Below are 23,795 nucleotides of genomic sequence, written 5' to 3'. Positions count from 1 at the left end.
GCCGGAATCAGTCTTCTTCCCTGCCATTGTTCAATGATCAAGTAGCACGGCATCAATCACGCGCAGCGACACACCCTATTACCGAAGCATCTTTAGAAGCAACCCTCAGTGCGCCGCGCGCGCCCACGCTTCACAGACAATGACAAGCGTCTCGGATGCCGTCCTGGTCAGACGAGTCTGACCAGCAAGTTGAGACCGCCAGTCCGCTTCGCTGGGCGGCCGCTCGAACAGATGCCTTCCTGGCATCCTGTTCGTCGGACCGTAATTGCGGAACAACATAGCGGCCTCCGCATCGATCGCTCCGATCTCGGCCAGTGCGCACAGATCCCACAGGTCGCGCGGAGCACGTCGATCGTGCCATGTCGCGGTCTTTGCCGCCGCAAAGGCAGACCGCGTAGGCACCATCAACCTCGCCTGGGGCGCGTCGCTGTAGCGCTGTTCCAGATCTCGGGACTCCGCAGGCCACACAGTGCGGTCTTGCGAGGACAGCAACTGAATTTTGACAGAAAGACCACTGGCGGTGCGGAGATTCGCTGCCTGGGTGTCTTTGACGACAGAAAGCGCCGGATCCCAAACCAATCGACCGTGAGTCCGCGCGACAGAACGCTCGAGCGCAGCATCGAGTTCAGAAGCCAACTCCGTGCGGTTACCTAGAGCCACGAGGTCGATGTCTTCGCTGAGACGCCCCTGCGGGAGATGGGTGCGTGCGAGCGCAGTGCCGCCGATGAAGTGCAGGTGGTCGACGAATCGTCCTGCAATCGCGGCGAGCAGGTGAGAGATGAGATGGTCGCGTTCCACCTGCTCCGGCGAGACCCCGAACTGCGCGGCAACAGCGTCACGTTCGTCGAGATTCATGGACGTATTCCTACCCAAGACTCGGCACGACGCAACGCTGAAACGAGGCGCTGCGGCACCGCAAGCTGTTCGAGCCGTTCAGGATCACTGCGGCTGTAGAGGTTTACGATCGCAGCGGGAACTTCGTCTTCTGCATTACCGAGAAACGGTCGGCGGGCGAGATCGAGCACTGTCTGTTCGGGAGTAGTGACAAGCGTAGGCCCAAGTGATGTCTCCACACGTTCCGCATCGAGCACGTCCGTATCACGCTGGACGAACCGGACCGTGGCGTCGCGGTCGCTCAATTCTATGGGCCGGTGCGCACGGGGAACAGCGACGACGGCGGTGGCCAGTGCACGTGGGATCGCGCCGAGAACCCGTGCAGCGCTGACGCCCATCAGCACCGCGTGGTCTGCTCCGTAGATCGTCGACGCGATCCCTGCGGCCGCAGCCTCGAGTCCGGGAAGCCACCGTCGTCCCACCTGCTCTTGCGGGACAACGATGTAGTAGCCCGACGCGACCCTGTGCAGTAGGCCCCTGTCAGTGAGCCGCGACAGTTCCGGCCGTGGGTGCGCGTACACGTGAGCTACGTCCTGAGGACGGAACGTTCGCATGACGGATCGCGCCAACTCCGCCGGCAGGGGCGTTCCTCTCACTACACTCACCGCCCATCCCGCCTTTCAGTGTGCGTTTCGTAGGCCACAACCCTACGAAACGCACACTGAATCCGCAACGGAGTGAGCCTTCGCAACCGCCTCAGATGCGGCCTCGCCAGTCGGCTCTGCTCTCGAACATCATCGGCCTACGGATCAACAACACCCGCGGCCCGATACTCCGTCCGCTCCCCCGCCGCAGCGACCGCGGCGACGGCCCCTGCAGCCACGAGCCCTTCCAGCGCGGGGAGCACGACCGTCCAGTCCACGCCCAGCCGGTCGGCGATCTCAACCACCGGATACGACTCGTCTCCGAGTGCATCCACGATCGCATCCGCGAGCCGCGAGGGCACCGACGTTTCAGTGGACCTTGCCTTCTCGACGACCGGCAACTGGAACACCGAAATGCGCTCCGCGATCGCAGATCCGACATGATTCCCTGAAACAGCACCGGCCACAGCAACACTGGGCGCGATGCCACGCCGCTCCAACTCACCCCACAGCCCGGCCATCGCCGTAGCCGGATCGAAGTAGTACTCCGATTCGCGAACCCTCCAGAACCTCCACCCGCTCCGCTGCAGCTCACGCTCGCGTTCGAGATCGGCACGTTGCTGATCGGGGCTCGAGTACCACTGATCGCCATCGCACGCGACAGCCAGCTTCCCTGCCACGCCGGTCACCACCAGGTCGATGAAGTAACCGTTCACCTCCACCTGCGGGTTCACGTGATACCCGCGAGCAAGGATGTCGAGGAACACCTCCTGCGTGAAGAAACTGCCGAACGCCTCGTGCCGTTCGTTGCGAGTGACACCTTCAGGCATAGGCGCGGCCGGCGCTTGGGCCGTCGACTGCATGTATGTGAGCAGGGAATGTCGCAGGTCGGTCGGCCTTAACGTGTCCACGGTCCGCGAATGAAACATCCACAGCTGATCCTGCGCCCGCGACGCGGCGACGTTGAACCTTCGCTGATATTCGGTCCTCGTCATCGCCGCGATGTTCTGTTCGGGGCCGACCACCATCGACAGGAATACCACGTTCCGTTCGTCGCCCTGGAAATCCGGTGGTGTGCCGACGCGGAGTCTGCGTTCTTCCCATTGCTCCGGGCTCAACCTGTCGAGGAGTTCGTTCTGGATGGCGTCGACCTGCGACTGCCCCTGCAGAACCACCACACCGAACGTCTTCCCGTCGTAGCGCTCGTCATCGAGACACTGGACGAGAGTGTCGGCAAGAGCATGGGCCTCGACATGGTTCGTCAGCGTCGAGTTCTGTCCCGTGACGGCACCACCTTCGACGAAGGTGGTGCGCAGCGGCGGCAATCTGTCGGCACCGTACTGCCGCAGCGGAACCAGCGGTGCATCAGCATAGAACTGGCTGCTGGACCACTCGATGATCTCCGGCATCGACCGGAAATGCTCCCGCAACCGGATGACGCTCCCGAACCGCGACCGCAGCAACGAGAACAAACTCGACCTCGGAGTAAGACTGTCGCGCATATACTTCGGGATGTCGGGCAGGTACGAGTCGAGGCGGCTGAACACTCCTTCGAGTGCCCCCAACGACACCGCACTCGGTGCGCACTGATTGTCGTCGCCCACCACGATCACCCGCGGAGCCAGCCACAAGAGGAACAGACTGCTGATATCGGCCTGGCTCGCTTCGTCGATAATGACGACGTCGAACGAATTCTGTTCGGGCGGAATCGAAGCCAATACCTGCTGCAGAGGCATCACCCACGCCGGCACCGCGCCTTGCGCGACCTGCATGGCCTCACGGGCCGCGGCACGATAGCGCTCCGCGTACCTGCCGGTGCCTTTGCCGATACTCGCGACATGGTCGCGGTAGGAATGGAGGGCCTGAACCTGTTCGGCGGTCGCGCGGTCGAGACACGCACTCCACGACTTCTCCGCAGCGAGCTGCGTGGTGAGCCGCGCGATGTCCTTGTCGACGGCATCCAGATCGCGTTCGAACTGCCCGTCGTCGCGGTGCTCGTGGTAGCGCCGCACCCGCTCATCTGCGCGTCGCCACGCCCACGCGCTCTCGATGCCGGCGAGGCGGGCCGGCCAGTCCGGTCTCGACGGATCCTCTGCGATGGCCTGCGCGAGCGCCGGTGCGGCGTCGGTCAGTCGAGCGTGCAGGGAGACGAGAGCCAACTCTTCACGCTGTTCGCCTGCTGCGCGGTCCCACGCGTCCAACGCTGCGTTGATGCCGTCGAAGTCCGCGTCGTGGAAGGCCCGTGCCAGCGCGCGACCTTCGGGCGACGCTCCCCCGGCGATTTCCCCCCGCACATACATGCCGATGGATTCGAGCCAGGTCTTGCTTGCCTCCGCAGTTCCGGCCGCGGCGATGACCCGTGCCGACTCCGCGACCGACCGCGCCTGTCCGACGCTCGCGATCCGCGGCGCACCCGGGTTGATTTCCCGTAGCGCCAATTCGACGTCCCGTACCCGTGCGACAAGATTGTCGACGATGCCGCGGTCGCGGTTGATGAACGCCAGGGTGCCGATTGCACGGCTGCGCGACCCGTCGAGGGTGATGTCGATGCCGAGATCACGGAGGACGATCCCCACCACCCGAACCGCATCGAGGGCACGAAGGTGCTCGGCCACGATCCGTGCCGTGTGGGCAGTAGTGGCCGCGACACCGTCGACCGTCGCGGGTTCGCCGAGTGCCTCGACCGCCGATTGCTCGTCGCTCCTGCGGAACCGGGAGAAGCCACTACGCCAGGTATCCCCCGCATCCAGCTTGCGGGCCAGCGCGTCGTACGCATCGAAGGCGATCCGCCCTGTCACGGGTGTCTCCACTGCGCTGACACCGACGACACGATCTGCGGCTTGCGCCGCCTGCACGAGATCCGCGAACTCAGCGGTCTTTCCCCACAGGTGCTGCGCCCTGCCCGACAGGACGTCGTCGGCCACGCGTTGGAATCGTGGGTCGAGTCGTTCCGCCTCATGCAGTGCGCCCTGCAGTTGTTCGCAGAGGTCGCGAATGCGGGCGAGCGTCTCGGGCGACGAACCCTCGAGTATCCCCAGCAATCCCTGAATTTCACTGCTCGCCAAGTCGGAGGGTGCCTGCGCGACCGCGTTGCACGCGTTCTGCACCTCCCTCTGAGTGGGGAGCGACAGCTCCGGGAAGGCCTGCTGTCGGCGCCGCGCGCGCTCGACACTCGAGCTCTGGTGAACCGAGTGGAGGGTGAGCAGTTCCTCGACGGCCAGTGGTGAAGTGTCGGTGAGGAGCGGCACGGGCAACCACCCGTGCCGGGTTTCCTGTGCTCTGACCTGCCGGACGATCGAGGCGGCCGTCCCCTGATATCCGTCGGCCACGTCGGTGTGGACGACCGCCTCGTCCGCACGGGTCTGGCGGATCTCTTCCGTCAGTGCCGCACGGCGGTTCAATGCAACACCTCGCTGCGTTGCGAGGTCGTCGATGCGTTGCGTCGCACGCCGTTGGTTGAATTGCGCTTTGCGGGTGGCGATCTCATCGACACTGCGGTTGAGTTCCGCGGATCCTCCGCGCGCCACGTCAGTGACCGACACGCACAGATCCTGCAGTTCGGGCGGAAGCTTGTCGCGGAGGACGCGCAGCGCCTGCGCCTTCTCACTCGTGACCAGGACGCGCTGGCCACGCGCAAGCAGGGCGGACACGAGGTTGGCGATGGTGTGGGTCTTGCCGGTACCCGGAGGGCCCTCGACCACGACGCCGCTGTCGCCGGCGAGCCGGTCGATGATGTCGCGCTGCTCCTCGTTCGCGGGCAGAGGGAACAGCGGATCTTCGGCGAACAACGCAGACGACGTGCTGATGCGGTCGAGCCATGCAATGCGGTCGGACGGTTCGATCGCTTCGACGAGCTGCGCCAAACCGAGCGGCACCGGCTTCGACTCGTCGGCTGCAGCGTCGATCATGCGGTTGTAGTACTCGACGAGGGCATAGGCGCCGCGTTTACGCAGCACCAGGGTCGGCGCCGGCGTCAGGAACGCGTGGGGCGACGATGCTTCGCTCTTGCGGTCGACGACGTCGACAGGCACGGTGAGCGCGCGGCCGGCCCACTCCTTGAAGAACACTCGGGCGGCGGGGTCGACGGGCGACGCGACCTGGGTGACGAGGGATTCGCGCAGGGGACGGGTGCTGGACGGATCGAATACTTTCAGCCCGGTGAGGATCTGGGAATCTTCGAGCGACAGGACCGCTTCCGGATTCAACCGGACCAACAGGTCTCCGGACTGCCCATGGCGCTCGATGAGAGTGGACTGGGTGATCAGGTGCGTGTGCACCTTCTCCCCCGCCACATCGTCGGAGAGGTGCAGCAGACCCGATGCTAGGACGAGCTCGAGCGATTCCGGTTGGGCTTCGAGGTCGAGCATCGCGCGCTGCAGGAACGTGTAGAGGTGCGACGCGGGTCGTCGTTCGCGGTCGACCGCCGCCCACGCCTGCCATGCGGCGAGCCAGGTGTCGAAGCCGTCCAGGCCTTCGGGAGCCTGCGGGTCGAGGGTGGGTTCGCCGGTGGAGTCGTCGATCGACCCCTGCACATACTTCGCAACCACGCCCGGAGGTTGCGGTGGGTCTTCGAGTTGAACACGTCGTGCGCGGAGGACGACGTCGCCGGCGGCGGCATCGGCACTGAGGCCGACTTCGAGATTTCCCTCGGCGAGCGACATCACGGCACGGTGTTTGTCGAGGACACGGACGGGCGCGCTGCGGGTCTTGACGAGCTCGGACAAGAAGGTGAGTAGGCGCCGCACGCGATCTCTCAGTTCAGGATCGTTGTCCCTCGACTCCACACCCACTCCCTTCACTCTGCAGACGCCCTTCCGCCCGCCGACGGATGCGGGCAAGGTCCACCTTAAGAACCGTCACCGACATGTCGATGGCCGGTCCCACTTCACCCCGGCGGAACCGTCTGCATCGGCTTCTACGCGTGCGTCGTTGCTTGCGTGCGAAGGAATCGGGCAGCCCGGCGCTTTCGCACCCTTGAATCTCCGAAGGAGCTCATCGCCACGCGGCTTCCTCCCAAGTGTTCGGCAAACCGAACTTGTCAGAACGGCCCCCTCAACCTGGACACCGCACGCTGCGCGTCGGCCACCCTCTGCTCGTACCACCCCTCGACGAACGCGGCATACGCTTCGCGTGCCAGGTCGACGGTGCGGTCGCGGAACTCCATCAGTTCGGCACTCACTGCCGCCTGCACCCCGCGGCGGTCTCGTGGTCCGAGGTTCCATGGCTCCGGGAGGATCTCCGCGGCAACCTCGTCGAGAATGCCGCGGCGTTCGGAGTCGGATCCGACAACGAAATGTGCCAGCACACCTACTGTTTCGGATACCAGCACAACATCCGGTGAGCCGGGCGAGCTCAAAACGGCGTAGGCGATCAGCCAATTCTCGTCCAAAGCACCGGCCTGCGCGAGTTCGACGATCGAGTCGACGACGAACCGGTCGTTGAGCTCGATCGCATCGGCAAGTGCAGCAACGTGTCTCGGAGGGAGCACTGGAAGCACCGCGGAGCGAGCCTTCGCAGCGACGATGCATACCGCCAACCCGGCGAGCACGTCATCCGGCAGATCGGCTTCGTAGTGTCGGGCATAGTCTGTGATCGTCGGCAGACCGTACCGACCGAGGTCGCGGTCCAGTTCCTGTTCGGATATCCCGTCCCAGCTGTTCCGTAACCGGATCAATGCCCATGCGCCGGCAAGGGCGTCATGGTGCGGATCTTCTTGCCACGGTGCGGAACCTGCGTGGTCCAGCAGTGTCAGGATGTGCCGGGCAAGTAATTCGACGTCGGTGCCCCACGGTTCACACACCACGGCGTCCTGAAGGAACCGCGGGGCGACCACACTCGGATACGTCTGGACCATCTGGCGCCATTCGGCAGCGGTCCACTGCTGAGCGGCGACGACGTTGTCCAGCCCGGGGATAGCGCCCGAGCCTTCGTTGAGTTCGTAGAACGCACGCCACAACGCGACAACCGCCAGTTCGCTCCGTACCCGCGCCCCCTCCCCCTGTTCGGCAAGGGCGAAGACGCCTTCGGCGATGATGACGCTCTGGGTGGTGCCCACCAGGCTCGGATCCGCCGCGAAGTCGTCGAAGGTGGGTACCCCGGTCACGCTGCTCGCAATGAACGCCAACACGGAAGGTTCGAGTCGAGACCCGAGCGGTCTGCCGATGAAATCGAAGTGCGCGACGACGGCAGGTTGCAGGTAGTCGATGCACGTCGATCGGCCGACGGGACCGACCTCTGCTACGAGCTGCGGGCCCTGGGTCTCGTCGCACAGCATCGGTACCACCACGAGCTCGAGGATGTCGAAGGTCAGCTCGCTGCCGCGATCGCTCATGAGATCGGCTCGGATGATCGCATCGATCGCCTGGAGTGCCGCGACCGCCACGTCTTCGATCTGGTGGGCGAACGACAGACGGTTTCGCAGTGCACCGAGGAAGCGGTCGGCCTCCGTCACGAGTTCGGGGGTCCGATCGCAATGGTCGAGTAGGGCCCGATGGGAAGGATCGGCGTTGCTGAACCATGCGCGATCGTGGAACACCCGGTAGGCGAACACGCGTCCGGCGAGGGTGCGCACCACCGGAGCCAGCCGATCGTCGGCGTGCCAGCCGCCGAACACTCGGGCAGCCTGCCCCGCGGTGTCGCCGAAATTGCTGTCCACCACGTCGACGATCAACGACGCGAACTCCGACTCCATCGCCGTCTCGGGGCTTTGTTCCAGCAGGACAGTCGTTGCTTCGTCCAACGAGTCGTGCAGGTCGCTGTCTGCCACCACAGCCATCGCCAGCGGCCACATCGGCGACAGGTCGTCGTCGCCCACTTTCTTCGCGATCTCGTCCTGATGGGCAAGGGTGCGGGCGGCAATCGATTCGTCGACCAGGACGATCTGCGCCAGCCCCGACCACGGGGTCACCGGCACCATGTCGCCGTTGTCGACGCAGTGTGGTTCTCCGTCGAGCACGCCGAGGGCCGGTGTTTCGTTCTCGCCGAACACGACGCATCCGGGGGTGTCACCAGGGAGATCTTCGAGGGGGACCGCGACGAGGTGCGCGCCGCGCGCGACGGTGTCGTCGACCGTGTGCAATCGGTCGAAGGTGGACCATCCGAAGCATCGGCTCGTTCCCGGCGACATGAAGTGTGAGACGGCGGCGATCCACCCGGCGGCGCTATCGGTATCCGTGCAGCCGAGTACCACGGGTGAACCACCACGGAATGCCTGAGCAACCGCGTCGAGGAGGACGCTGAAGATACCGATCCGCGATGTGCCGGGTTCGAGGAGAAAGTCCAGGGTGGAGGCACGCGAAGCGTCGTCGCTCGGCCGGGGTTCCGGGGACGAAAGGATTGCGCCGGCAACGTGGGTGGGCCCGTACGGCGTGAGCCACTCGGCTGAGCGCCATCGTTCTATCGGCCTCGAGTTCGCATCGGTTCGACGGTCGAGAAGTGCATGAGCAAAGACGTTTCCGAGCCGTCCGGACGGTTCGGCTCCCGCCTGGACGGTGTGCCAGTACAGACCCGTGTTTCCGGTACCCGGCGTATACATCAATCGGCGGGGCCGGTTCTCCACTTCCTCGGTGGTCGGGATCCGAGGGATCTGCCGGACGGGTTCGAACCGCGTCACGATGCCTGCGAGCAGGGTTTCTTCTTCGTCCGGATCGATGTCGCCGGAGGTCTGTTTGATCTGCCAACCACCGCCGCCGGCGGAGCCGGGGCGGTCGAACGAGGTGTAGGTGAGCTGACCGAATCTCTGGTGATCGGCAACAGTGGTCATATCACTCCGCCGGTTCGTCGATCCGAGTCCGATCGAGCGGCAGCTGCAAGGGGTTGTGGATCACGACGGACGGTGACACGATGACCAGCACCGATCCTGGGACACCACGAGCCTTGCCGGGAGTGCATGCTTCCAGTAGCGCCCGATCGAGACCTGCTCGGGTGCGGTTTCGGTGGGATCCATGACCACTGATCCTATGTCAGTGCGATTGCCCACCACAGCGAGACCGGTCAGTCGCTCTCTTCCACTTCCACCCCGTACCGAACGGCGAGTGCTGCAAGGTCGTCGTCGTATCCCTGCCCGACCGCCCGCAACCGCCACTTCCCGGATCGTCGGTAGATTTCGGCGAGGACCATGGTGCGCTCGGTGGTTCCGGCGTCGAGGACCGCGGTGGCGGCGGTTCCTGCCTCGCTGTCGACGCTGACAGATACTGCACCGAGGTCGCCGAACGTGCGGTCTCCGTCGATCGCCGCCGCAATCGCAATCCGCTCACACTCATTCGGAATCGCTGCCAGATCCAGGCGTATGGACTGCTCACTGCTGCCGTCCATGGTCAGTTCGACCACGCCGTCGTCGTAGACGGGGTTGTTGTAGAAGACGAAATCGGCGTCGGTGTCGACTCTTTCACTACCGTCGAGTAAGAATGCAACGACGTCGACATCGAATTCGTCGCCGCCGGCTTCGGCCTTCCATGCGACGTTCACCGACCACTGCGTGGTCTTCGCCGGAAGGTCGATCACTTCACCTTGTGAGAGCACCGGCGCCGTCAGACGGGATTCGGTCCGCATGTGAGGCGGAACGACGCCCTTCTCGATCGCGGCATTCACATCGTCTGCGGTGAGCACCGGCAGCCGGCGATCGTTGACCCGCAAGATCCGCTTGTCTGCGTCGGCGCCCTCGAGGAGAAGAGCGTCGGTGACGGCAGCCGTGAAGTTGAGAGACGGCCGGGCACCGAGCTGCGCGATGCGTGAACGCATCATGACCGCTTCGAGATGGGTACCGCCCAGAAGGAGCACTCGGCGCCCTGACCACAACTTGGGCTTCTGACCCTGGAGCGTCCACGACTGCGGTTCCGGAGTGGGCGTCGCCGTCACCGGGGTTTCCTGCTGCGGGACGATGTCGATCACGGTCGCCACTTTGGGCTCCCCCGGCACGACTCGCTCCAGCAGCGCTTCGAGCTGCTGTTCGGTGATGACGGGAATGCCCTCGGCCATGGCCTTGCGCACCTTGGCGGTCTGCACACCGGTGTCGTTGCAGACGACAACGCTGGTCTGGCGACTCGCGCTGTTGAGGACGTCGAGCCCAGCTTCCGTCATGCGGCCCGACAACGTCAGACGCGGTGTGTCGGTGGATCCGCTGATCACGACCTTCATGCCCTGCACCAGCCCCGCCTCAGTGAGACGGCCAGGGTTCTTCCACTGGCACGGCACCCGCTGCACCGAATCCGGATACACCGACTTCCGGCTCCGGCAGTTCACCACGGGAAGGGGCAGCTGCAGGCTCTCGGCCATCGTGGCGCTGCGTACGAACACTTCGGAGAGCACACGTGCGTCGTCGTAGGCGTCGTGTGCTTGCAACTGCTGGACCTGCCAGTGCCGGGCGAGGGTGGCCAGCTGGTAGTTGGGCACATCGAGTTCCAGGCGCCGCGACAACGCCAGGGTGCAGAGACGCTGGCTGGTCGGGATCGACCTGCCCGCCCGCCGGAACTCGGCGTCGAGGAATCCGTAGTCGAACGATGCGTTGTGTGCGACGAGGGTGCCGCCGTCGAGGATGTCGGCGAGGTCGCCTGCGATATCCGTGAACCGGGGCGCATCGGCGAGCCGCTCGCGTGTCAGGTTGTGGATGTGCACCGGGCCGGGGTCGCAGTCGGCGTTGACGAGGGTGGAGAACTCGCGTTCGACGGAACCGTCTTCACGCAGCGCCAATGCAGCGACGCTGAGCACCCGGTGCGCGTTCGAGCGCAAACCGGATGTCTCGACGTCGACCACCACCCAGCGGTGACCGCGGGGCAGGGTCGCGGGCCCGTTCGCATGTACGCGCGTATCGATCACGTCGACCTCCTGATGTCTTCCACGCCGGGACGAAAATCCGACATGACCGACATTCTTACCGGACGTCACCGACAGGTTCCAAGGCAGGCCGGGGCTGAATCGACTTGTGTAACAACACTGCCAGCACTGCCGATAACCAGGGACTTCTGCTGATCGGAAATTGGGTGACGAGGCAAACATGAAGAACTGGTTGGGGCTTTTCGCGGCCCTCGTCGTCCTCGGATTGATCATCGAGCACTGGCAAACCATCCTGGTCGTCGTCGGCGTCGTCCTCGGGGTCGGGCTCGCTGTCGCGATGATCGCGGCGGCAGCTCCCAAGATTCGCGGAGCCACGGAGCGCGCGCTCGAGGCCCGGCGGAACGCCGCAGACATGGAACGTGCTCGACGATCGAGTTTGAAGGCACGCGCCATGACACAGCACGAGTGGTACCTCGAGGGCAGCGATCGCGGGGTCTACGGCGAGTTCCCGCCCGTCGACCTCGACAAGCTCTAGCCACGCCGCCCGCATTTCACAGCACAACCGCGCGCCGGAAAGGCAGCCGCTCGCGGTCGACGCGTTGTTCGTGTCCGTTTCATTCGCGGACGTATCGGTAAGGCGTTCGAGGACCGCAAGGCCGCCTACGACACCGTGCAGGAACGCTCGATCGAGGTGGTCCCGGGAATCTGGTACGCCCGTGCAATTCCCTCGGTCATGTGCAGCAACGACGTCCATTGGCGTCGAGTTGTACACGCTCGGCTCTCCTCTGCCAGAGGATCGGGTGGGACGCATTGCGCTCGACCTGGTTGGCGCGCACTGCGAGCGGGGGGTTACGACCGCTGATCACACGCTTCCCTTTGTCGGAGGCCGCAGCAGCGCACGCGGCGGTGGAGGGCCGGACAGCGCGCGGGAAGGTGGTGCTCACCAGCCGAGCGCAGGTAGTTCGATCCCTTCCAGATCGGCCTTGATCTGCAACGCGAGGTACCTACCGTAGGTGCGGACCAGCGCGAGGTTCCCGCCATGGATCCAGAACCGGTCATGTCCGGATCGTCGCCACACGGACCGCAATTCGCCCTCGTCGTCCAGGTCCCAGACCGGCCCACAGGCGTCGGCGACGGCATCACCGAGGATGCGGCGCGCGGTGTCGAGGATGCCGCGGAACCCGGTCGCGCAGATGATGGTGTCGGCAGCTACGTGAGTGCCGTCCGCCATGACAAGTGCGTCGGCGTCGAGACGCTCGATCGATCCGGTGACCACCCCGATCCGCCCGTCCGCGATCAGGGGCGCGGCGCCCACATCGATGTAATAGCCGCCGTTGCGCGTCAGGAACAATGTGGCGACGCCCGTGCCGTCGGGGCCGGCATCGTGCACGAAGCCGCGTGCAGTCAATCGGTCGAGGAGTTCTCGGTCCGCCTCGGCAAGCATGCGCACCCATGCCCGCAACCCCTCCTGGTACTGCGGGTCACGGCGCGCCGAGGATGCGGAGATCAGGTCGGCGACATCGGTCTGCCGGTGTTCCGCGTTTCGAATGTCGTCGCCCCCGTACAGGGCGGTCGTGCTGACGACATGCGTGGGCCCTCGCTGCACCAGCGTGACGTGCGCACCCGACGCGTGGAGGTCCTGCGCGATGTCGTGTCCGCTGTTGCCGGTTCCGATCACCACCGTGCGAGTGCCGTGCCTCGCGGACTCGGTTCGGTATCCGCTCGAGTGGAGCAGTTCTCCAGCGAATCGGTCGGCGCCCTCGAATGCGGGCATCTTCGGTTCGGTACCGCTGAGTCCGGTGGCGAGCACGACGTGCCACGGGCGCAGGGTCCGTGGAGTTCCGTCCCGGTTCACGACGACGGTCCAGCGACGCTCGGCCGGGTCGAACGACGCCGCCGTGACCCGAGTGCTGTTCCAGACATCGAGTTCCATTGCTCTGGAGTAGATGTCGAGCCAGTCTCCCATCTTGTCCTTCGGCGTGAAGATCGGCCAGTTCGGCGGGAACGGCATCAGCGGCAGATGATTCGACCAGACCGGGTCGTGCAGCACCAGCGAGTCGTATCTGCAGCGCCAGTTGTCGCCGACCCGCTCCGTCCGATCCACCAACAGGGTTCTGACGCCGAGCGCCCCGAGTTCGGCGGCCAACGCCAGCCCCGAGTGCCCGGCCCCGATCACCAGAACGTCCGGATCCCGGTCGCGGCAGTCGAGTTCGCGGGCGCGGCGTGCTGCCCAGAATTCCGGGTCCTCCCCCGCTGCTGACATACCGTCGGGTCGACGAGCGCCGATCGCCGGTTCGTGGCCGGCCAGGGAATCGAGCGCGGTGAGGATGTTTCGTGCCCGCCACCGCTCGTCGTCGCACACAAGCTTGGCGACACCGCGGACATGACCAAGCCGGGTGTCGAACCGGAACAGCACCTGAATCATCTCTCGGCCCGGAACCTCCGTCGGCGACGCAGCCGGATCCAGCACCTCGCCGCGTACCTGGTGGTCGACGACGGACCTGATCAATGCGTCTACCTGCGTTGCGCCGTGCAGGCTGCGCAGGTCGCCGGAGAAGGCGAGCAGGTCGCGCCACCACAGGTCGGGGTGCAGGAACACTTCGGCGCCGTCGCCCGTGCGAAGCAGGTCGGCGAACCCGGACAGCCACTGCTGCGCCACCTCGGTGACCGTGCGGTCGTCCACTCGTATTGTCATGGGTCTCCTCATCGAGTGGTGAAACCGGCGTCGACGCGGAGCTGCGTCCCGGTCACGTAACGCGCCTCGTCCGAGGCGAGGAACAACACCGCATGGGAGATGTCGATCGGCTCCGCCCACGGGACGGGCATCGCATTCGCACCTGCGAACAGCGGGGCCACCTGCTCCTTCGTCGGATGCTCTACGCCCGGCAGGAAGAGGCCGAAGCAACTGTCGTTCATGATCATGTCGGTGTCGGTCGCGCCGGGATGGACTGTGTTCACCCGGATGCGGTACTTGCCGAGTTCGTTGACGAGGGTCCGCATCAACCCGACGACGCCGTGCTTGCTGGCTGCATATGCGCCGGCGTCGCGCGTGCCTTTGATCCCTGCGGTGGAACTGGTGATGACGATCGATCCCCCGTGGCCCTGATCGATCAGATGTGGAGTGGCGGCCTTGCACGTGTGCCACACGCCCTTGAGATTGATGTCGAGAACATCGTCCCATTCGGCCTCTGTGATCCGGTGTGCCGGTTCACCACTGATGAAGATGCCGGCGTTGGCTACGACGATGTCGACGCGGCCCAGCTCGGCGACACCGCGGTCGAGGAATTCGGACAGTGCCTCGAAATCGCGGACGTCGACCTTTCCGGTGATGATGCGACGTCCCAGCGCCTCGACTCCGCGGGCCGTCTCGGCGAGATCGTCCTCGGTCGCTGCCCGGTAGTGTGGGGTGACCGTGTCGACACCCTCGGCGAGGTCGAGGGCAATGATGTCCGCGCCCTCCTCGGCAAGCCTCAGCGCGTGACTGCGGCCCTGCCCCCGTGCCGCGCCCGTGACGAAAGCTACCTTCCCCGCAACCCGTCCAGCCATGCCGCTCCTTCCGAACGCAGATGTTTCGGGGGAAGGTAACGGCAGTCACACCGGTTCCACCGGTAAATCCCGCTCTACGGGAGTAGTGGTCGGGCCCGACTCGCGCTTTCAGGTGCTACTGGGGCACAACACACTCGTTCCACCCTGACCCACGCTCCCTGTCTGCTAACTTCTGATCTACGGCACCGCATTCCGTCGTTTCGACGTGGCTTATGCGGCGACACGCGGGCGAGGCATCCACCACATTGCCCAGCATGCCCTCCCTTCTGATGAGAGCGACCGCGATGACGTCTACGACCGACAGGACCACCAACGACTCCGCGCCGGAGGCGCCCTCGTTACCGCTACCGACACGATTGCGGGCCGGAATGCTGCGGTGGCTCGGGCGCTTCCATCCGGTCGGGCTCGCCTGCGCATTGCTGTTCTACTGCTGGTCGCTGTCGCCGTCGCTGCTTCCGCGCGCCTGGTACCTACAGGGTGTGGCCACGGGCATCAGCGTCGTCACGGGCTACGGAGTCGGTGTTCTCATCGCCTGGGGCGTGCGCAAATGTGGATTCACCACCCGCTGGTCTCATACGCAGAAGAAAGTCGGTTGGTATGCGCTCGGGGCGATCGCCCTGGTGATCGTGCCGACCTTCCTCGTCCTCGGCTCGTGGTGGCAGGACATCAGTCGAGGCCTGGTGGGTGTGGAAGCGGGAAGCAGCTGGGACTACCCCGGCGTCCTCCTCGTCGCCATTCTCGTCTTCCTCATCCTGTTGACGGCAGGCCGAGGTCTGCGCCGCGTCGCCCAGGCACTCACCCGACTGGTCGTCCGGGTTCTCCCGGTGCAGGTAGCTCGTGCGGTGAGTGTCGTGGTGGTCGGGCTCGTCGTCGTCCTGGCCGTCGAGGGAATCCTGTCGGTGGAAATCGCGCGAATCGCCAACGGGTCGGCCATGACCGTGGACGAGGGCACCCCCGATGGGGTCGTCCAGCCGCAGGCCCCCGAACGTTCCGGATCCGACGCGTCGTTCGAACCCTGGGATTCACTGGGTCGCGAAGGGCGCACATTCGTCGCAGGTGGTCCGACTGCCGCGGAGATCACGGCCGTTACAGGCGAACCGGCGATGACACCGATCCGCGCGTACGCCGGATACCGCTCTCTCGACGAGCTCGAGGAACGCTCCGACCTCGAACAGATGGAGGTGCTCGCGGCCCGCGTCGTGGCGGAGCTCGAGAGGACCGGCGCATTCACACGTGACTATCTGGCGGTCGCGACCACCACCGGTCGCGGTTGGGTCGACCAGGATGTCGCGGCGAGTCTGGAATTTCTCTCGGATGGAAACTCGGCCATCGCGGCGATGCAGTACTCGTTCCTCGCCAGTCCACTCGCATTCCTCGCCGACCGCGTCTCACCGCGCAACGCCGGCCGCGCACTGTTCGAGGCGGTGTACGACAGGTGGAATGGCCTCGACCCTGAAACACGTCCGAAACTGCTGGCTTTCGGTGAGTCGCTGGGCTCGTACGGCGGGCAGTCTGCGTTCTCGGGCGCACAGGACATGATCACTCGTACCGACGGCGCCCTCTGGGTGGGTACGCCCAACTTCTCGGAACAGTGGCGCCGCATCACCGATTCGCGAGATCCGGGGAGTCGCGAGATTCTTCCCGTCATCTACGGCGGCCAGAACGTACGTTTTGCTGCAACACCCGCCGACCTGACCTATCTCGACGGCGCGGGTGACTGGGACGTTCCCCGCGTCGTGTACTGGCAGCACCCCAGCGACCCGATCGTGTGGTGGTCCACGGCACTGATCCGGAATCGACCCGATTGGCTCCGAGAGGAACGCGGCGCCGACATCGACCAGGGAATGTCATGGATACCGTTCGTCACCTTCTGGCAGGTGACACTGGATATGGTGTTCGCCGCCGAGGTGCCCGACGGACACGGCCACGCATACACCACCGAAGCCGTCTATTTCTGGGCAGACATCCTCGGAATCGAGGACGAGGCACGAGTACAAACCATCTTCGACGCATTGTCATCGAACGAACGGTGACGGTGACCCACGAACTGTCATTCTCGACCGACAGCAATTACACCTGCTACTGAAAGGATCTCGATTCGTTCTACCGCTCGCATCACGGCCATCGTTTCCGGGTTGGCCTTCGCCACGATCGTCGGCTCCAACACCGCCCACGCCGACCCCCAGGACTGCACGATCCAGCGGGACGCCTTCAACGCGACTGCGACCTGCCATGACGCCGATGCACCGCCCGGCAGGGAGTACGCGTTGATCGTCGACTGCTGGGGCCTTCACGGCATCCCCAACGCCTTTCCGCTGTACGCGGTCGGGCCCTACAGCCAATCCAGTCCTTCGTTCGTTCCCACAGGTCAGGACTCTGGGACGTGCGGCACGAACTGGGGTGCCCCTCGTACAATCTCGGCGTGATCACCGGTGCACATGTGGATGTCTATCGCCAATAGCGAGTATCGGGAACACGACCGCACGTCTGCGGAACGGCACCACATTCGCCCGGTAAATCGATAGTCCCCACGCGTGTCGTCGGAGACTGTCGATCTACCGGGCGAAACGTTCTCACTCTCGAGTGAGGATGTGGTACTCGTGCAGCAACTGGCCGATCTCGTTCTCGTCCAGCTTCTTGCTCAGCCTGCGTCGCATCAGCTTCGGCAGCGGCACGTTCTCTTCCTTCTTGTCGTTGAGGAAGTACGTTGCCTGCAGCAGCTTCCGGATGTCGTATGTCGATCCGAACACCTCGGGCACACCACGTTCTATGCCCAGCAACTCGTATGCGGCCTCCATCCCCGTGCGGACCGAGTACTCGGTGGTGAAGATGCAGTCGCGGGTGGTTTCCGCGAACTGCCCGAGGAAGGCGAAGTTGACGGCACCTTCGGGGACCACCGCGGGCCGGTCCCCCGCCTGGCGCGGCATGAAGAACGAGGTGACGTAGGGCATCATCACCGGCACGGCCTTGGCCGCGTTGGCAGCAAGGTCCGGAATGTCCTCGATGGGCACACCCATGTGATACAGCCATTCCTGGGTGATCTCTTCGCCCGTACATTCCTGCATCGGCTTCTTCACGTAGTCGCCCGGGACGTCGACGAACAGCGAGTACACCCAGACGACGATCTGATCCTTCGGCTGCTGCTTGAAATGCGGCTGGCGGTTCACCGTCCAGCTCATCAGCCACTTCGAATCCCGTGCCGTGACGATGCCGCCGGTGACCACGCGCCCGCTGAACGGGTCGCGCTTGCAGATCTTCTGGATGTACTCGGGGATGCGCTCGTCGAGTGTCGTGACCGTCGCAGACTCCCATTTGGTTTCGGGGATGTGAGCGCCGAAGACGTCGGGACGACCGAAAGCAGGATCCTTCGCTGCGATCCGACGCCACAGATCCCATGCCGGCGCGGGCCCCTCGTCGAGCCGAGCCGGTGTGTGGTGGTCGCCGTTGTTCGAGTTCTCCGTCAACGAGCCGATGGTGGTGAGCACGAGATCGTTCGCCGTCAGATCGACGCCGCCCTCGGCTCCGCCGGAGATCCAGTGAATACGCGTGGCCTGCTTCTTTTCGGGCGTGATCTCGAACTCGATGTCGGTGACCTCGGTATCGAACCGGAAATTCACCCCCTGGTCGAGCAACCACGTATACAGCGGCAGCACGAGCGACTCGTACTGGTTGTACTTGGTGAATTTCAGGGTGCTCAGATCCGGTAGACCGCGAATGTGGTGGATGAAGCGGTGCAGATACAGCTTGATCTCGAGCGCACTGTGCCACTCCTCGAACGCGAACATCGTGCGCCAGTACAGCCAGAAGTTGCTGTCGAGAAATTCTCGACCGAATACCTCGTCGATACGCTTGTTCTCGAGTTCCTCACGCGGAGTGAGGAACACCTTCATGATGTCCTTCTGAGCCTTCGAGCTCATATCGAACTTGAAGTCGGTGTGTGCGTCCTGCCCACACTTCTCCGTGACACGCTGAAGCGAATAGTTCGGATCGTCCTTGTTCAACCAGTAGAACTCGTCGAGCACGCTGGCGTCGTCGACCTCGAGCGACGGAACGGACCGGAACAGATCCCACAGGCACTCGAAGTGATCCTCCATCTCGCGCCCACCGCGGATGACGAACCCCTTCTTCGGTTCCTTGATTCCGTCGAGCGCACCACCGGGCAACTTCAGCCGTTCGAGGATCGTGATCCGATCGCCGGTCATTTTTCCGTCACGGATCATGAAGGCCGCTCCGGCCAGCGAGGCCAACCCCGAGCCGACGAACCATGCCGACTTGTCGTCCACTCCCTCCGGCTTGCGTGGACGCGCGAATGCCTCGTAGTTGCCGCTGCTGTAATACATTGCGTCTCGTTTCTCGTGTCAGGAGTACTTGTAGAAGCCTTCGCCCGACGCGAGGCCCAGCTTGCCCTTGTCGATGTAGTTCTCTTTCAACCACACTGCGAGCTTCTGCTGATCGGCGTCGCCGCCGGCCATGATGTTGTACGGGGTGGCGAGCCCGATGATGTCGTACATCTGGAACGGTCCGATCGGCGCACCCGTCGCGATCTTCCACGTGTTGTCCACGGCTTCGGGGTCGGCGTATCCGCCTGCAGCGAGCTCCGCCGCCGACGCGAGGAACGGCACGAGGAGCGAGTTCAAGACATATCCCGCTTTCTCCTTGTGCAGTTCGATCGGCACCATGCCGATCGCGGTCGCGAATTCGACCACCGTTGCGAACACGGCCGGGTCGGTGTCGGGTGTGCCCATGATCTCGGCCGTGTTGAATCGCCAGACCTGGTTCGCGAAGTGCAGTGCGAGGAACCGGTCGGGGCGCCCGGTGGACTCTTTCAGGTCGCTCGGAAGCAGCGTCGACGAGTTGGTGGCGAAGATGGTGGCTTCCGGCGCTGCCGCGCCGATCTTCTGGTAAATCTCTTCCTTGAGTGACAGAATCTCTGGGACTGCTTCGATCACGAGGTCGGCGGTCGCCACCGATCCGTTCAGATCCGTTGTCAAGGTGATTCTTTCGTGTGCTTCCCGAACGGTCTGCTCGGTGGCGCCCGGCACCTCTCTCTTGTACGTCTCGGCTAGTCCGGCGAATCGTTCTCGCGCACCCGCGAGCGCTTCGTCGCTGATGTCGTAGGAGGTGACTTCGTACCCTTTGTAGGCCGACTGGAACGCTATCTGCGACCCCAGGACGCCGGCACCGAGCACAGTCACTTTTCGAATTTCGCCCATTCGTACCTCCTTGTGGACCTGCCGGGTGTTCGCCGTCTTCCGCAGTCCGAATGATTACCACAAGCGCGTACAGTCGACAGTTATCGAAGGGCGGCGAAGACACCGACAAATCGAGATCCGGAGTTCCAGAAGGAAGCCGGTTTCGCGACGGATATTGGAACGATTCGCAATCTATCACAGCAAAGTAGCGTTTCGCCGGAATTCTGGATTCGACGAAACCTCCGTGTGAACCGGACCTCTGATAGCGTCGAATCCACGGCGCAGGACTTCTTCTCCAACGTCAATGTCGTCGTGCTGAACAAGTCATCGTGCTGAACAAACAGTGCACACTCTCGGGATGTCATCCCGATGCGTATCCACGGAGGTGCCGGTGCAGAACTTCACGGTGCTGCTGGCGCTCGAATGGGAGGCACCGCCCTGGACAGATCGCCTCATCCGGTGGCTCTCGCTGCAGGGAACAAGCCTGATCCTGTGGACCACCGGGGCCATCCTGGCTGCGCGCTTCGTGCAGTGGCTCGTCCACCGGGTCACCGACCACATCGACGGAGCATTCACCGAGTCCGACGCGATCGTGCGTTCGGAGACACTCAAACATCGGCACTCTGTCGCCCAGGTCATCGCATGGATCGCGTGCGTCGCGATCTACACGATCGCGTTCGTCAGCGTGCTGCGCAATCTCGGATTGCCCGTGACAGGTATCGTCGCGCCGGCCACTGTGATCGGCGCGGCCATCGGATTCGGAGCACAACGGATCGTGCAGGACCTGCTCGCCGGATTCTTCATCATCGCGGAGAAACAGTACGCGTTCGGCGACACCGTCAATCTCACCCTCACCGGAGCGATCATCACCGAGGGCACTGTCGAGGATGTCACTCTTCGGGTCACCCAACTGCGGTCGAACGACGGAGAGATGGTGACCGTCCCCAACGGGCAGATCCTGAAGGCAACCAATCTGTCGAAGGACTGGGCACGCGCGGTGGTGGACGTGCCCGTACCCGTCGGTGCCGACCTGAGCCGAATCAACGACATCCTGCAGAAGGTCGGGCACGCGATGTTCCTGGATAGTCGGATGAACAAGCTGCTGTTCGACGAACCCTCCCCCATGGGAGTCACGCGGCTCGAACTCGACACGGTGACGGTACGCATGGTGGCCCGTACCCTTCCCGGCCAACAGTTCGAAGTCGGCCGCGACCTGCGCCAGCGCATCGTCAGTGCCTTCGCGACCGCCGGCGTCGCCCACCTGCCGGACAAGACCGAAACGACCCCCAGCGGTGCATCATGACGCCGGACCCAACCGACGACGGCGCCCCGGAACCCACGGCGTCCGAACCGGTTCGGCAGCGCACACTCTGGAGCCGAATTCCTCGTCATCTCTTCGGTGGTCGCGTACGCACCGTCACAGCAGCACTGATCGTGCTGTTCCTCGCGACCCTGATGCTCTACAGCCAGCAATCGGCGTACTACGAAGCACTCGACGAGGCCTCCCACACCACCGCGCCCCCGGTCCACACCGACGCGCCGTCGGACGATGATGCGGTGACAACTCCAGCAGTGACCCGTTCGGTGACACCGACGTCCACGTCGGAACCCACGATCACCACCACCAGCTCTGTTCCCCCGGAAGCACCGGATTCCGAAGTGGAACCCACGACTCCTACGACGTCCGCCGGGACCGCCGACACGTCGGAAGCTTCGCCCACGACGGTCGTACCCACCACGACGTCGCTCAGCGACCGGTGAGAAGCAGAAATTCACCCCCTGAATTAACCCTCCCGTCGTCACCGAGATGGTCGATCGGGGAAGAAAGAGTGATAGAAAAATCGGGAGACCATTCGAGGAGGAATAAATCTTCCAGGGACGGAAGTCCTGTATCGCTTCATTTCCACGTGAGCCGTGGATACGACATCGACGAGGAATGCGCGCCGGACACATCGTCGATATGACGTAACCATTTCCGAACGCCTGGAACCGTTCGGATGATGCCAGTTGTAGCACCACTTTTGTGCTGACCGAAATCGGCCCCTCCGGGCCCGGAAAGGTGTAACGGATGTGCACTCGAGTCGTCTGGAACGAACCCTCAGGCGGTGTGCTGGTAGGCCGCAACATGGACTACCACCGCGACACCGGAACGAACCTGTGGTCGTTGCCGCGGGGCATCGAACGCAACGACGGTGTCGGTGGAGGTCTGACCTGGACCGCGAAGTACGGCAGTGTCGTGGCGGGGGCGTACGACATGATGACCGTCGACGGAATGAACGAGGCCGGATTGGCGGGACACATCCTGTGGTTGACCGAATCAACCTACGGCACATACGACAAGAGCAAGCCCGCGCTCAGCATGGCCGTGTGGATGCAGTACTTCCTCGACAACTTCGCGACGGTCGACGAGGCGGTGTCGTGGATCGACCGCACAGGCGTACAAGTAGTCCCCTTGGGTGATCCCGCCACCGGTGAAGTACCTGCCGTGCACTTGGCGCTGGACGACGCGACCGGAGACTCTGCGGTCATCGAGTACCTCGACGGCAAGGCCGTCGTCTGGCACAGCCGCGACCACGTCGTCATGACCAACTCCCCCACCTACGACAAACAGATCGAACTGCTGAAGCAGATCGAGGGCTTCGGGGGCGACAAGCCGATCCCCGGCACCGACCTTGCCTCCGACAGATTCGCCCGCGCCGCACATTACGTCGGTCGACTGCCGAATCCGGAGAACTCCGTGGACGCCGTTGCGGGGATGCTCAGCGTCATCCGTAACACCGCCCAACCCTTCCGAACCCCAGAACCCGGCAAACCGTATGCCTCACAGACGATATGGCAGACCGTTGCCGATCTGACCAACAAGCGGTACGTGTTCGAGTCGACCACCAGACCCAACATCGTATGGGTCGATCTCGACGTCCTGAACTTCGACGAAGGCGCACCGGCCGGCCGGCTGGATCTACTGGGCGACACAGCGCTCGAGGGTGGTCTCGTCGGCCAGGTGTCGAACCACTTCGCGGAAAGCGGCCCGCTGCAGTTCCTCACGCTTCCGTCGTGAGCGTCCGGCAAGATCCGACGCTGACGAATTGCGCCTGACCCACTGACGAATTCCCATCCGCGCGCTTCCCAGCTGTCGCGAAAATCATGGGTGGGACCCGCTGTGCTAGCGTCGACCCGATTATCAGCGGATCGGGGGGTCGCGTGGGCGGGTGGGGGCGTGCAGCATTGGGTGCTGTGGTGATTGCGGTGGTGTCGGCCTGCGGGCCAGTACCCGCAACAGTGGTCGACGACAGCGCCACTGTGGCAGCGACCTCGACGACCCGCGCACCACGCATCGTCGACGACTCGGGTCGCCCCGACATCACCTTCGACCCCTGCCTCGACCTCCCCGACGAGGTGATGACCGCGGCGGGGTACGACGCGGAGCACAAAGAGTTCGCGGACATGCCGATGGGGTCGTACACGTTCTTGGGGTGCTCCTACGAGGGGACTGTCAGTGTGCCCGGAGTCTTGGCCCGATACGACCTGAACGTTATGGCCGGCAATGTCTCCCTCGGCGAGGAACTGGAGAAGAATGGTCATGTCGCGACAACGACCACCATCAATGGAAGGCCGGCGTTACTCGAGGTTGACCCGAACACCCTCGACACTTGCAGATTCGCACTTCAGAGCGACTTCGGGGTCGTCATCTTCAGCAGGATCTACCAGAAAGACCACACCGGCCCAGTCCCTCAACACGAGTGGTGTTCAGAGTTCGAGAGTTTTGTGGCTTCTGTCGAGCCATTGCTGAAGCGATAGGCCGAAACAC

The 23,795-nt window shown here is 64.0% G+C and carries 17 protein-coding genes; 8 read left to right on the top strand and 9 right to left on the bottom strand.

Annotated features, from left to right (window positions below; translation table 11 throughout):
- Window positions 1-105: 105 nt before the first annotated feature.
- From ACFWCF_RS09695 to ACFWCF_RS09675, 5 genes are all read right to left on the bottom strand, one after another.
- A complete protein-coding gene (locus ACFWCF_RS09695) occupies window positions 106-855 on the bottom strand; it encodes a nucleotidyl transferase AbiEii/AbiGii toxin family protein (RefSeq protein ID WP_378560200.1) in 750 nt (249 codons plus the stop codon).
- Window positions 852-1,499, bottom strand: a complete 648-nt coding sequence (locus tag ACFWCF_RS09690) for a type IV toxin-antitoxin system AbiEi family antitoxin (RefSeq protein WP_378560197.1) — start codon at window positions 1,497-1,499, stop codon at window positions 852-854. The genes ACFWCF_RS09695 and ACFWCF_RS09690 overlap by 4 nt, the downstream gene beginning before the upstream one ends.
- Before the next feature lie 137 nt (window positions 1,500-1,636).
- A complete protein-coding gene (locus ACFWCF_RS09685; RefSeq protein WP_378560194.1) occupies window positions 1,637-6,262 on the bottom strand; it encodes an AAA domain-containing protein in 4,626 nt (1,541 codons plus the stop codon).
- 254 nt (window positions 6,263-6,516) lie between these two features.
- Window positions 6,517-9,240 carry a hypothetical protein gene (locus ACFWCF_RS09680; RefSeq protein ID WP_378560191.1) on the bottom strand — a complete coding sequence of 908 codons (2,724 nt, stop codon included), beginning with the start codon at window positions 9,238-9,240 and terminating at the stop codon, window positions 6,517-6,519.
- A 230-nt stretch (window positions 9,241-9,470) separates the two neighbouring features.
- Entirely contained in the window at window positions 9,471-11,291 is a 1,821-nt protein-coding gene (locus tag ACFWCF_RS09675; protein WP_378560188.1) for a TerD family protein, read from the bottom strand.
- A 178-nt stretch (window positions 11,292-11,469) separates the two neighbouring features.
- On the opposite strand from ACFWCF_RS09675, the gene ACFWCF_RS09670 reads away from it, so the two are divergent.
- Both ACFWCF_RS09670 and ACFWCF_RS09665 read left to right on the top strand, forming a co-directional pair.
- Window positions 11,470-11,784: a hypothetical protein gene (locus ACFWCF_RS09670; RefSeq protein ID WP_378560185.1), complete on the top strand. Its 315-nt coding sequence runs from the start codon at window positions 11,470-11,472 to the stop codon at window positions 11,782-11,784.
- A gap of 200 nt (window positions 11,785-11,984) precedes the next feature.
- Entirely contained in the window at window positions 11,985-12,236 is a 252-nt protein-coding gene (locus ACFWCF_RS09665) for a zinc-binding dehydrogenase (RefSeq protein WP_378560182.1), read from the top strand.
- Here the strand turns inward: ACFWCF_RS09665 and ACFWCF_RS09660 are convergent.
- Window positions 12,190-13,944 carry a flavin-containing monooxygenase gene (locus ACFWCF_RS09660; RefSeq protein WP_378560179.1) on the bottom strand — a complete coding sequence of 585 codons (1,755 nt, stop codon included), beginning with the start codon at window positions 13,942-13,944 and terminating at the stop codon, window positions 12,190-12,192. The two genes, ACFWCF_RS09665 and ACFWCF_RS09660, sit on opposite strands and share 47 nt — an antisense overlap.
- 8 nt (window positions 13,945-13,952) lie before the next feature.
- Window positions 13,953-14,795: a mycofactocin-coupled SDR family oxidoreductase gene (locus ACFWCF_RS09655; protein WP_378560176.1), complete on the bottom strand. Its 843-nt coding sequence runs from the start codon at window positions 14,793-14,795 to the stop codon at window positions 13,953-13,955.
- Window positions 14,796-15,079: 284 nt separating this feature from the next.
- Here ACFWCF_RS09655 and ACFWCF_RS09650 point away from each other — a divergent pair, with 284 nt between their 5' ends.
- Window positions 15,080-16,828, top strand: coding sequence for an alpha/beta hydrolase (locus ACFWCF_RS09650; protein ID WP_378560173.1), 1,749 nt, complete (start codon window positions 15,080-15,082; stop codon window positions 16,826-16,828).
- 102 nt (window positions 16,829-16,930) lie between these two features.
- Window positions 16,931-17,221 (top strand): hypothetical protein, encoded by a 291-nt coding sequence (locus ACFWCF_RS09645; RefSeq protein ID WP_378560170.1) that lies wholly within the window; start codon window positions 16,931-16,933, stop codon window positions 17,219-17,221.
- Window positions 17,222-17,368: 147 nt separating this feature from the next.
- Here ACFWCF_RS09645 and ACFWCF_RS09640 read toward each other — a convergent pair whose 3' ends face one another.
- The gene (locus ACFWCF_RS09640; protein ID WP_378560167.1) at window positions 17,369-19,135 is read right to left on the bottom strand and encodes an oleate hydratase; all 1,767 of its coding nucleotides are present in this window, start codon (window positions 19,133-19,135) and stop codon (window positions 17,369-17,371) included.
- Window positions 19,136-19,153: 18 nt separating this feature from the next.
- Window positions 19,154-20,008, bottom strand: coding sequence for a 3-hydroxyacyl-CoA dehydrogenase (locus ACFWCF_RS09635; RefSeq protein WP_378560164.1), 855 nt, complete (start codon window positions 20,006-20,008; stop codon window positions 19,154-19,156).
- Window positions 20,009-20,378: 370 nt separating this feature from the next.
- Here ACFWCF_RS09635 and ACFWCF_RS09630 point away from each other — a divergent pair, with 370 nt between their 5' ends.
- The 4 genes from ACFWCF_RS09630 (at window position 20,379) to ACFWCF_RS09615 (ending at window position 23,785) form a co-directional block, all read left to right on the top strand.
- Window positions 20,379-21,290, top strand: coding sequence for a mechanosensitive ion channel family protein (locus ACFWCF_RS09630; RefSeq protein WP_378491815.1), 912 nt, complete (start codon window positions 20,379-20,381; stop codon window positions 21,288-21,290).
- On the top strand, window positions 21,287-21,748 hold the full coding sequence (locus ACFWCF_RS09625; protein WP_378491814.1) for a hypothetical protein: 462 nt from the start codon (window positions 21,287-21,289) through the stop codon (window positions 21,746-21,748). The genes ACFWCF_RS09630 and ACFWCF_RS09625 overlap by 4 nt, the downstream gene beginning before the upstream one ends.
- A gap of 307 nt (window positions 21,749-22,055) precedes the next feature.
- Window positions 22,056-23,045, top strand: coding sequence for a linear amide C-N hydrolase (locus ACFWCF_RS09620; protein WP_378560161.1), 990 nt, complete (start codon window positions 22,056-22,058; stop codon window positions 23,043-23,045).
- Between the two features lie 176 nt (window positions 23,046-23,221).
- The gene (locus tag ACFWCF_RS09615; RefSeq protein ID WP_378560158.1) at window positions 23,222-23,785 is read left to right on the top strand and encodes a DUF3558 domain-containing protein; all 564 of its coding nucleotides are present in this window, start codon (window positions 23,222-23,224) and stop codon (window positions 23,783-23,785) included.
- Window positions 23,786-23,795: the final 10 nt, after the last annotated feature.

The organism is Rhodococcus sp. NPDC060090, from assembly GCF_042729855.1.
In the GTDB taxonomy this organism is placed as follows: Bacteria; Actinomycetota; Actinomycetes; order Mycobacteriales; family Mycobacteriaceae; genus Rhodococcus.
Note: the sequence above shows the minus strand (reverse complement) of the source record. Positions and strands in the feature narration are given on the sequence as shown.